Source organism: bacterium (assembly GCA_037131655.1).
In the GTDB taxonomy this organism is placed as follows: domain Bacteria; phylum Armatimonadota; class Fimbriimonadia; order Fimbriimonadales; family JBAXQP01; genus JBAXQP01.
In genome coordinates, this window is sequence record JBAXQP010000125.1 from 1 (window position 1) to 7,925 (window position 7,925).

General features: G+C 48.1%; 5 protein-coding genes. 2 read left to right on the forward strand and 3 right to left on the reverse strand.

Annotated elements, in window-relative coordinates; genetic code table 11:
- Positions 1–305 precede the first annotated feature (305 nt).
- A complete protein-coding gene (locus tag WCO51_07220; protein MEI6513052.1) occupies positions 306–1,694 on the forward strand; it encodes a diguanylate cyclase in 1,389 nt (462 codons plus the stop codon).
- Between the two features lie 299 nt (positions 1,695–1,993).
- Here WCO51_07220 and WCO51_07225 read toward each other — a convergent pair whose 3' ends face one another.
- The 3 genes from WCO51_07225 to WCO51_07235 are packed head-to-tail and all read right to left on the reverse strand — an operon-like array spanning position 1,994 to position 7,625.
- Entirely contained in the window at positions 1,994–4,276 is a 2,283-nt protein-coding gene (locus WCO51_07225; GenBank protein MEI6513053.1) for a pyruvate formate lyase family protein, read from the reverse strand.
- Between the two features lie 13 nt (positions 4,277–4,289).
- Entirely contained in the window at positions 4,290–6,578 is a 2,289-nt protein-coding gene (locus tag WCO51_07230) for a pyruvate formate lyase family protein (GenBank protein ID MEI6513054.1), read from the reverse strand.
- A gap of 48 nt (positions 6,579–6,626) precedes the next feature.
- Positions 6,627–7,625, reverse strand: coding sequence for an alpha-L-fucosidase (locus tag WCO51_07235; protein MEI6513055.1), 999 nt, complete (start codon positions 7,623–7,625; stop codon positions 6,627–6,629).
- 69 nt (positions 7,626–7,694) lie between these two features.
- Here WCO51_07235 and WCO51_07240 point away from each other — a divergent pair.
- Positions 7,695–7,925: hypothetical protein (locus WCO51_07240; GenBank protein ID MEI6513056.1), on the forward strand; the 231-nt coding region annotated here is incomplete at its 3' end.

A 7,925-nucleotide genomic window follows, 5' to 3' on the forward strand; every position in this document is an offset into this window, starting at 1 on the left:
GATGATAACAGTAATTTTGCAGGTATATTCAAGCCTTTTTGAAACCGAAAATACAATTGGTATGAATTCGTTTGTTCCGTGTAATGGAAATAGAATAAGTTCATGCAATAAGAGACGGATGTATTTGCTCTTGTTGACTAGTCTAGGAGATAAATGGTGATTGATTACAGACCTCGAGGTCGCAGTTATAGAATAAAGGCACAAGCAGGTCGCATCGTTAAAGCCATGCCGTTACCCATGCCTGTAACGCTGCAGAATGCTTTTCATACAATACTAAACGCTAATCTATCCTGTGGAGTAGCGGCATGAGAATACTTGTTGCTGAAAATAAGCCAGTCTCTGCCCAATCTCTTCAGGAGGTTCTGCAGTCGATCGGCTACAACGTCATTAGCGCCTCAAATATTGAACAAGCATGGGAATGCCTCCAAGACGAGAATATCCAAATCGTAGTCTCGGCATGGGATACTGACTTCGATGGCCTTGAACTATGCCAACGAATCCGCAACAAAGAAACAGCTAATTACGTCTATACAATCCTGTTGCCCTCTTACTCAGTTATAAATAATCTCAATGACGCTCTGGATGTGGGAGTTGATGATTTTCTCAAATTACCTCTTGATAAGGAAGAGCTTCTTATTCGGTTAAAAGTTGCCTCTCGTATTCTCGCCATACGCACTGAGATCCAAGAGAATTCAGAGCATTTGCGATTAACCAAAGACCACTTGGCAGCGATAAATTCTCTTAATAATCAACCCACGCGCAGGTTCCAAGAACTCTTTGAGAACTTACCGATTGCCTGCCATACATTCGATAAACACGGCAAAATTTATGAATGGAACAGGGAAAGCGAGAAACTTTTTGGCGTCCCTTCTCAACTGGCATTCCAGAAGAAAGTGAATGACCTGTTTAACCAGCAAGCTTCAAAGGCAATCTTAAAAAAGAGCCATTCACGTGTTTTCGCCGGACAATTATTCAATGGTCTTGAATGGACTTACCAGCACCCTGAAGGTAGAAATCTTTACTTGCTCTCCTACATTTTCCCACAGCGACGAGGAGATGGAGAAATCATTGGCGCTGTCTGCACAACAATCGATATTACCGAACGCAAAACGTTAGAGCAGCAGACCGAACAGCAAAAACACGAGTTGGAAATAGCAAACACCAAACTGAAAACGCTCGCAACTTTGGACGGCCTTACCGGGCTATATAACCACCGAGCTTTCCAGGAAAGGCTCGAAGAAGAAATGCTTTACTCGCTTCGACAAAATATTCCAATGAGCCTGGCAATGATCGATGTTGACAAGTTCAAAGATTTTAACGATACTTTCGGCCATCCCCTTGGAGACGAAGCGCTTCAAAACGTTGCGAGATTATTGGAAGAAAATATCCGAGCCGGTGATTTCGTTGCACGTTATGGTGGTGAAGAATTTGCAGTAATCATGCGTAATGCCAATCTAGACGGCTCCCTCATACTCGCCGAGCGAATTCGTGCCGGTATCGAGACAGCGCCATGGAAACAGCGTGGAGTAACCGTTAGTATCGGTGTCGCCACCGTAACTCCTGCAATCGCCTCACGAGCCGATCTCATTGATCAAGCGGATAAGTCCCTCTATATGTCAAAGAGAAATGGCCGAAACCGCATCACCCACGCCGCGGAATTGCCGGCAAACAAAGCGCTGAAACCCGCCAGCTAATACCCCTTTAGGGAAAGGTTATGGGGAAGATGCAAGAGGCAAGACGTTACTGCTTAATCGCATAAATACAGGATAGTATAGCGAAGTTGCGATCCCTTACTTCTCTATTACGCCAAACGAACGGCTTGACGGTTGGTACGTAAGCTTCAATGAACGCTTCGATCGCCACGCGCAGTTCCTCGGTGAAATGAAAACTTGCCCTGCGCAGGGGGCTTGTGCGTAAGTATTCCAGACCAAACTTCCACAAGATTATGCCAATTGGCGGGGATTGGAATGTAATGAAAGCTCACCTCTTCCCTCTACCCCATCCCGATCAAATGCCGTGTGATGATCTCGTCTTGTACGTTCTTGTTTAGCGCAGTGAAGTAGGCGGAGTAGCCGGCTACTCGGACTACCAGGTCGGCATGTTGTTCGGGGTGTACCTGGGCGTGCTTGAGGGTTTCCGGATTGACGACCGAGCACTGAACCATGCCGCCGCCTTGCTTGACGAACGTCTTCAGCAGAGCAACGTACGCGTCAACGAGAGAGTCGGAATTGGGCGATAGAGGTAGCTGCATATCTAGCACGGCAACTGACGGGTAATCGGTCCAGTCTATCTTAGAGATAGAGGATATATAGTGTGCCACGCTGGGAACGCGGGCAATGCGGCTTGGAGAGGCGCCTTGGGAAACATAGTTTCCTGCCTCGCGGCCATCAGGAGTGGCCATCGCGTCGCCGCTGCTGAACCCCCAATAGGAGAAGAAAGCCGGCTGATAAGGCCCGCCGCGCACGGTGGTCATGCCGTTACAGGCCATCGCGATGTCGTGCGCGACCTTGGCGGCAAATTCATCGGCAACCCCCGTATCTTGCCCATAGTGAGGAAGTTTCATAACGGCCGCATGGAGGTCTTCATAACCAACCCAATTAGCTCTAATTGCCGTCATGAATTCATCATAAGTGCACAGCTTCTTCTCAAAGACGGCAATTCGGATCACGTTCAGGCTGTCAGCAATTGTTGCCAATCCCCAGAAGCAGATAGCCATCGGGCCATAGCGGCCGCCGCCTTGAGTAAAGTCCTTACCGCGCTCGATACAGTCAGCCATCGCTGCCGAAATTAGCGGGCAGGGGTTCACCTCAGGCCAAATACTTCCCTGCTCATACTCCAAAGCGGAAACCGTATCAAGTACCCACTTCACGTTGCGCTTGAAGCCGTTGTACACATCGTCGAAGCTCTTCGGATCGGTCACCGGAACAAAACCGATAGATGGATGCTTGGCTAATCGGTCAGGATGCAGTGTTAGTTGCAGTGATGGTACGAGCGGGAAGTACCAATGCGCGCCTTCGGAATGTTCGACCCCTTCCAGAGCATGCTCCTGGCATCCTCCGTTCACATACAAACGGGCGTCTTCTACTCTTTTGCCCATCTTCACCTGCGCCGGGATGAGAACATCGTCGTTGAAAATGGTTAGGACGTTTCGCCCATTGGCGATAATCTCGGCGAGTTGTCGTATATAAGATTCGTCCGATTTACTGCTGATGCGGCATTGGGGTTTGGGATTGATAAGTTTTAGGTCGTCGTGCACTTTTAAAATGAGTTTCGTAAGGGGTGTATAAAGCGGATTGCCTTCTTCGTCACACCCGCCTAAGTTCATAGTGGTGGATGTTTCCGCCCATGGGTTGTGATGAACGTCATGCCGGATGTCGGTCAAGACCAAGTACTGGGCAAGGATTTCTTCTGCTTCTTTTTCAGTCAGTGTGCCATTAGCAATATCGGCCTCATAGAAGCGTGAGAGATGCCTGTCAAGATTCCCAAGGATCGAAACTCCAACCCCTTCGAATGAAGCAAAAAGTTCACGAGTGGAGCACATGGACATGAGCGCTTCATAAAAATTGCGAGGAGGATTGGCAGGCACTTGACGCATCGCCTCTGCAGCCTTCCTCAAGCGAGCTTCCACTACTGGGTCGGTTTCGACGGCAGCAGCAGCTTCGGTATCGTTTACGAACCGTTCTACTAGATGAAGAACTGCTTTAAGACTTCGGACAACACCTTTTAGGAAGTCCTGTGAGGCCTCATCAGGGTGCATGGCCATCGAAGCCTCTGCATCGGCGATTAGGCCTAAATAACCTTTTTTTAATACAACGTTATAGCCGATGTTATAGTGGTCGTAGTCAACTGAATTATAGAAACCGCTTAAATCGGCTTCGGTAATGGGTTTATACCGATCCCAAACATTCGTGCGGTTGAACCGTTGGTGGAACCTCTGTCTTGTCCAAGTGGCGACACCCCAACAGCCCCAGCTATTGGCGTTGCGAAGTTTGCACTCGAATGAAAACGGAGTCGATCGAAATATAACCGGCTCAGCCATCTCCGAGATGACTTCATGCATACGCGATTTGACCTCGATAGTCGTCCATTCCGGATGCGCATCTGCCTCGGCGTCCATCCGTTCTCGGATCGCGTCATCGACGGTCTTGTCATACAGAAGGCACCAATCATCTTGGGTCTCATCGTATCGCTGATAGTAGTCGACCAGTTCTTTCCAGGCTAACTCTAGCGGAGAGTATATTTTCTCAGTATTTCTTTTGTAGTTCAAGCTAAGCATAAATTAACCTCTATTAGTTCATACGTAAGAGTGTACGGTCGATGATTTCGTCCTGTACGCCCTTGCCTAAGGCGACGAAGTATGCTGAAAAACCGCAAACACGGACAACCAAACCGGAATGTTGCTCGGGGTGATCCTGAGCAGCTTTTAGTATCTCAGGGTTCACAACAGAGCATTGTAGCATCGGCCCCCCCTGCATTACGAAAGCTTTCAGCATAGAAGAAAAAGCGTTGACAGTTACTTCGTAATTGGAGGCCAGCGGCAACTGGGCATCGATCACCGCAATTGCCGGATAATCAGAAAAATCAACTTTTGACATTGAAGAAATGAAGTGAGCGATGGTTGGCACTCGCGCTATATTACTCGGGCCGGCCCCTCGCGAGAGCGGCTCTCCTGATGCGCGTCCGTCGGGTGTTGCTTTCACAATTGTACCGAAATCAGCGAAGCAATACCATGAGAAGAATGCCGGTTGGAATGGGCCTCCACGCTCATTGGTCAATCCTTTGAATCCGGAAGCAACATCTCGAGCTACTCGTCCCGCAAATTCGTCAGTTTCCTTATCATCTTGGCCGAAGTGGGGGAGCTTGGTTAGCATTCCACGCAGTTCCTCATATCCTTCCCAATTGGCCCGCAAAGCATTCATAAGCTCCTGATAGCTGCACAGCTTTCTTTCGAAAACGGCTAGTCGGATCGCGTTCAGACTATCAACAAGCGTAGCAAACCCGAGTATCCAAACGGAACTTGGGCCATAGCGTGTGCCGCCTTCGGTAAGGTCCTTGGCGTTCTCTAAGCAGTCAGCCATTGTTGAAGAAATGAGCGGGCAAGGGTTCACTTCGGGCCATGCTTTAGCCTGTTGGGAAACAGAGCTTGTAATATCAACGAGAATAGCTCGATGGTTGGCAAAATATATGTCATAAATATCATCGAACGATTTCGGCTCGACGACTGGGTTAATTGGGAGGGTAGGGTCTTGCTCCTTGACATCAGGATGGAGCGTGAAATCAATAATGCGCGGAAGGTTGTACCACCAATAGGCGCCGGCGGTCGGTTCTGTGCCTAACAGCATATGCTCCTGGCAACCCCCGTTGACATATAAACGGCAGTCCTCAAGCTTTTTGCCCATTTTTTGCTGAGCAGGGATGAGTACATCGTCGTTGTAAACGGCAAGAGTATTGTGCCCGCTAGCGATGATTTCGGCGAGCTGTTGAATATAAGCCGGATCGGACTTGCTGCTAATGCGGCACTGGGGCTTAGGATTAATTAACTTTAAATCACAGTGTACTTGCAGAATAAGTTTGGTCAGGGGGGTGTAGATGGGTACTCCCTTTTCATCACAACCGCCCAGCTCCATCGTAGATGATGTCTCAGGGAATGGATTGTTATGGATATCGAAGCGGGCATCGGTCAAAACCATATTCCGTATCAACAAATCCGCAGCCTCTTCCTCCGTGAGCGTTCCGTTCGCCAAGTCCGCCAAATAGTAGGAAGTCAGATGGCGATCGAGATGGCCGATGATGGAGATGCCCACCCCGTCAAAGGTTGCAAAGAGTTCTCTACAAGCGCTGAGTGTGAGAAGCGCTTCGAAAAAGTTCCGTGCGGGGTTTGCAGGAACATAGCGCATAGCGTCGGCAGAGCGCTTCAACTGGGTTGCCAATAAAGGATCAGATTCATTCTTCGCTGCGGTTTCGGTCGCATCGGCAAACCGCTCGATTAGGTGGAGTAATGCATTCAGACTTCGGATAACTGAATTTAAAAAATCCCTTTGATGCTCATCCGTGTGTTCGGCTAATGACTTTTTGGCGTCCGCAATAAGCCCAAGAAGCCCCTTCTCCAGGATGACATCATAGCCAAGGTTGTAGTGGTCGTCATCAACAGGGTAGAAGGGAAAACCGAATCCCAGATCGCGATACTTTAAATAATTCTCTCGCGGTACTTCAGCGAAGTACCTATCGGTGTACTTATATCGCATCCAATTGCCAACACTCGCCACTCCCCAGCTTGTTTGAGGTCGGCATTTACATTCGAAGGGGAAAGGGGTTTGCCGGAAAATAACCGGTTCAGCCATTTCCGCTATTACTTCGTGCATGCGCGACTTGATCTGGAATGACGTCCATTCTGGATGCGCCTCGACTTCGGCATCCATTCGTTCCCGAATAGCCTTATCGACACGATCGTCAAAGAGCAAGGTAAGTTTATCTTTGGTCTTATCGTAGACATGATAATAGCCTGCTAACTCTTTCCAAAGCTTATCAAACGAGCGTGTTAAGTTTCTCTCTGTATCGGGCATGCTTGTTAATTCCATAATTATATTTTATCACACTAAATAGTTTGATCCAACCCTAATAAGAATTTATTTGACACTTTTTGAAATTGCGTGTAGTTGGTTGAAAGGCTCTTCAGGAATATGGCCGTTTGGCTCAAAATAGGTATCCCATGTGACAACCCCACCCTTAGATACGATGCGCTTTGTGACATCGATTACCTGCTCACCAGTAAATCGCATCCTATCAGTCCAATACCACCAACAGCTTAGATAGCTTAGCATTTGACACTGCGCCTGCTCGATCCATCTGCCGGGGCATTGAACGTTCAATGGTGTATCCATTTCACCAGCAGTATAGTCTTCGTGCTCTGTCATAGTAATGATCGGATCGAGAACGCCTGGATTGAAGGAAATTAGGCTGTTAGAATTACCGGAACGGGCGGCGGCTGCAAAACTAGCAAAATTCGGAGGGGATTCATGGCGATACATAGCATCGGCATGATAGCACCCATCAAACCACCAACCGGCTACTTTGTCTCCCCATCGTTCTGACCATTCTCGGATGATGCTCTCCCATTTAACTTGGAATTCAGAGTTGCGAAAGTCGCCTTTTTGCCACTCAAGCGCTTCTTTCGCAGCTTCATCATAATGCGGCGCGCCGGATGGGAGGTAAACCATTAACTTGATACCCTTGGGGGTAAGCGCCTTATAGAGATCGCTTATCAGATCGCGTTCAGAGCATTTGCTGGGGTTAATTCCGACGATTTCATCATAAGTGCGGCTTGGCGAGCAGTAAAAGCCGGAATTCTGGCCGATTGTGATGAAGTAGTAACCGGCGTTAAGTTCTTCAAGCTGCTTTGCTAAAGCAGCGACATCAAAGTTATCGACATACTTATTCCAGTCTCTTACTGTTAGGCTCATGCCGAAATCGGCACGTAGTTTGAAGACAAAATCAGGCCTACCTACTGTAGCTCTCAAATCATTCCAGACCTCATCCGGCATAAATGCGCGATAGACGGCTGTGTCTGCAAGAAAATGATGAAACACGCCCCATTTAGCTTCCTTTAACCAATCCGTACGATGCATAAACCCTCACTTCCCAAACAATAAAGTCAATTGTACCGCTTGGATCCTATACGGGGTAATATAAATTTAATGGAAGGTCCTCGACATCTCGATAACATTCTTTATGTTGCGTTTCAGCAACACTTTCACTACCCTTGGCTAGCCATACCCATGTGGATTATTACGAGCTTGGGGTTGGGACATATTCAACTTATTATTATCGCAGGGTTAGCGTTTTGTTCCTATTGGCGGCGCTTCATATTCTGGCCTGCCATAGCTGCCTTTGCCTCTAGCGGTCTTGCATCAATAGTCATAAAGAAA

What these genes read in the sequence shown, in the direction of transcription:
- WCO51_07235 (MEI6513055.1), bottom strand. Translation starts at nt 7,625, where the DNA reads ATGCATCGTACGGATTGGTTAAAGGAAGCTAAATGGGGCGTGTTTCAT.
- WCO51_07220 (MEI6513052.1), top strand. Translation starts at nt 306, where the DNA reads ATGAGAATACTTGTTGCTGAAAATAAGCCAGTCTCTGCCCAATCTCTT.
- WCO51_07230 (MEI6513054.1), bottom strand. Translation starts at nt 6,578, where the DNA reads ATGGAATTAACAAGCATGCCCGATACAGAGAGAAACTTAACACGCTCG.
- WCO51_07225 (MEI6513053.1), bottom strand. Translation starts at nt 4,276, where the DNA reads ATGCTTAGCTTGAACTACAAAAGAAATACTGAGAAAATATACTCTCCG.